Source organism: Psychrobacter sp. TB55-MNA-CIBAN-0194, from assembly GCF_040309505.1.
Classification (GTDB): Bacteria; Pseudomonadota; Gammaproteobacteria; order Pseudomonadales; family Moraxellaceae; genus Psychrobacter; species Psychrobacter fozii.
Genome location: NZ_JBEOOW010000779.1, coordinates 1 through 236, shown reverse-complemented (window position 1 = coordinate 236; position 236 = coordinate 1). Strand labels below are relative to the sequence as shown.

Here is a 236-nt window from a genome sequence, read left to right as displayed (position 1 = left end):
GGCCAGGGCCTTGCGCACGTCTTCGGCCGATTGCGGCGCGCCGCCGTGGGCGTAGAGGTAGCGGTAGTTGGTGTATTCGTTGTTGATCGCCATCAGCGCGCGGTTGTCGTCGCCGGAGAATGGAAACAGGCTCATGCCGTCGTTGTTGTCGCCGAACTGTTGTTCCTGGGCCTTGGCGGTGCCATGGCCGGACGGGTCGAAGGCTGGGGCGTGCTTGTGCAGGGGCTGGCCCCAAC

1 protein-coding gene is annotated in these 236 nt (G+C 65.7%); it reads right to left on the bottom strand.

The features are described from left to right. Positions 1-236 (bottom strand): alkaline phosphatase PhoX (locus AAEY75_RS17070; protein ID WP_352260372.1); only part of this gene is annotated, 236 nt, incomplete at both ends.